Genomic DNA, 2,412 nt, shown 5'->3' on the forward strand with positions numbered 1-2,412 from the left:
CCTGAACTTCTAAAGAAGGGTCCGTTTACCTAATTAGCGTTGGGTTGGTGGGGAAATGGCGAGACTCCCATGGGAGAAGGGACTAGGTGAGATCCCGCAGGGAGTGAAACGAGCGAGGAAGCTCACCGTTCCCCCATAGGAAAGCGAGTTATTTCCCTACCAACCCTAGTCCTTTCTAGGCAACGGAGCCCAACTATCTTGAAACTGATCTTAAATAAACGGGAGCTTTAGTTTAAGATTATTGAATTAATCAGAGGCTACATAAAAACGGAGCCTCATAGGCTCCATTTTTTATGATCAAGTGGCACCCATGCCGCCATCCACGCGGTACTGGCTGCCGGTAACAAAGCGACTGTCGTCAGAAGCAAGGAAAAGAACGACTTTTGCGATGTCTTCCGTTTCGCCATAACGATTCAGTGGAATGGCGTTGGTCTGTTGCTTTTTAGCTGCTTCAGCATCGTCAGGGCTGAACCCTTTTCAAGAGAACGCATCATAAATGTTTACTGATTGAATACATAATAACGGGTTTTATTTAATCCTGACTTTTCACAGGCTACTTCATTTAATATTTGAAGAGCTGCCGTACTGGAGTCAAGCTTAAGGAAAGCGCATGCCCGCTGGTTTGTAATTCGTTCACCGAAAAGAAACTGGTAATCTTTTAAAGCCTCTACATGAGCATTTCTTGAGGTATGATGACAGGCTTTACAATACCATCGTCCGTGAAGTCGTTTCATTGGAAGAGCCCTACACTGTGGACAGATGACACCTTGCAGAATATCTGATTTTTTAAGATGAAACCGGTCTAAAATAAAAGGCTGGTAAGGGGTATGTTCGATCACCAGATGATCGCATAATCGGTTTAGCTCATATTCTTCCCACTGAGAGGAAGTGTAGACATTATTTAGTGATTGGCAGGCTGTTAAAAGCTGGTCTAAATGTACAATTTGACTGTTAGATCCATAAGAAGGATGGATGAAGGAAGCAGGACTGGTTAAAACGACGAAATAGTGGATCGGAATACTTTGAAACCCAGCCATTGTTAGCCAGTAGGTTAATTGATGGGCCTGAAGCTCTGCTTGAGAGAGAGGGTCTGGCATCCTTGATTCTATCCGTTCATTCACATGCATGAATCGGTAATCTTTTGTCAGGTTTGGCAAGGGTGAATGGTTAACTTCTAAAATAAGGGCAAAATTTCGAGTGATAATAAGAACATCGATTTGACAATAGGTGTGATCAGGGAGCGGGAGACGTAGGTCAAAAAATATGCGGGATTCTTTGGAAGATAAATGCGTCAATACAGGTAAAATCTTTTTTTCTCCATAGTAATTGGACGATAATTGGGTTCGCCAATGCACGATTTCTGAATGTTTATGATGAGTCATCGCGATGCGTCTGGAAGCAGATTCCAATTGATCGAGATAATAAGGTTTTGATAGATGTTTAGTAAACAAAAACATCAACTCCATTCAAAATGTTTATTTCTATATTCCATGAGGTTTATGGAAACTCCTTCCTGTAATACAAAGTTCTAATTTTTCCACTTTTTAATCGAATTTCTGCAATTTTATCAAAGATTTTTCGTATACTACTCAAATTGGTATAGACAACTATATAAGGTGGTGGTATCCTCTAATTATAAAGCGGTTTCAAAAATCGACGACTTGAATATAGAGGAGGAACAAACATGTTAAGTTTTCTACAACGAATTGGTAAGTCGTTAATGTTTCCAATTGCTACACTTCCGGCTGCCGCGTTACTCGTCCGATTAGGTATGGAGGATTTGTTTGATATTCCATTTATGACAGCAGCTGGAAATGGAATTCTTACCAACCTATCCATTATTTTTGCCATAGGTATTGCGATGGGGTTTGCTAAAGATGGAAGCGGAGGAGCAGCTTTAGCTGGAGCCATTGGAGTTCTAGTTCTGGAAGAAGGAATTAAGGCGATTAATAATGATATTGATATGGGGGTTTTTTCGGGAATAATTGCCGGAGTAATTGCTGGTATGCTCTATAATCGCTTCTATGATATTAAATTTCCAGAGTTCCTGTCTTTCTTTGGAGGGAAGCGGTTTGTGCCAATCATAACCTCTTTGACTATGGTTGCTCTTTCTTTTGTTCTCGGGTACTTATGGGTTTATCCCCAGTACGTTCTTGACGCTACGGCCAATTGGATATTAAATGCTGGAGAAGTTGGAGTAGGTGTGTACGGAGTACTCAACCGGTTACTTATCCCCGTAGGGCTCCACCACGTGTTGAATACCCTTATATGGTTTGATTTCGGCACCTTTACAATGGAATCTGGGAAAGTTGTGAAAGGTGAAATTAATCGGTTTTTAAATGGAGATCCGAATGCAGGTTACTTTTTAGCTGGATTCTATCCTGTCATGATGGTAGGCCTTCCAGCAGCTTG

General features: G+C 41.3%; 2 protein-coding genes and 1 pseudogene. 1 reads left to right on the forward strand and 2 read right to left on the reverse strand.

What is annotated here, in order from left to right; translation table 11 throughout:
- Positions 1–297: 297 nt before the first annotated feature.
- Both WAM07_RS12910 and WAM07_RS12915 read right to left on the reverse strand, forming a co-directional pair.
- Positions 298–432: pseudogene (locus tag WAM07_RS12910) on the reverse strand (SDR family oxidoreductase); the annotation flags it as partial.
- 68 nt (positions 433–500) lie between these two features.
- A complete protein-coding gene (locus tag WAM07_RS12915) occupies positions 501–1,451 on the reverse strand; it encodes a nuclease-related domain-containing protein (RefSeq protein WP_422167445.1) in 951 nt (316 codons plus the stop codon).
- 233 nt (positions 1,452–1,684) lie between these two features.
- On the opposite strand from WAM07_RS12915, the gene WAM07_RS12920 reads away from it, so the two are divergent.
- Positions 1,685–2,412, forward strand: a 728-nt coding sequence (locus WAM07_RS12920; RefSeq protein ID WP_422167446.1) for a PTS transporter subunit EIIC, incomplete at its 3' end; no start/stop codon positions are given.

The sequence above is a fragment of the Halobacillus sp. genome (assembly GCF_049282395.1).
Classification (GTDB): domain Bacteria; phylum Bacillota; class Bacilli; order Bacillales; family Halobacillaceae; genus Halobacillus.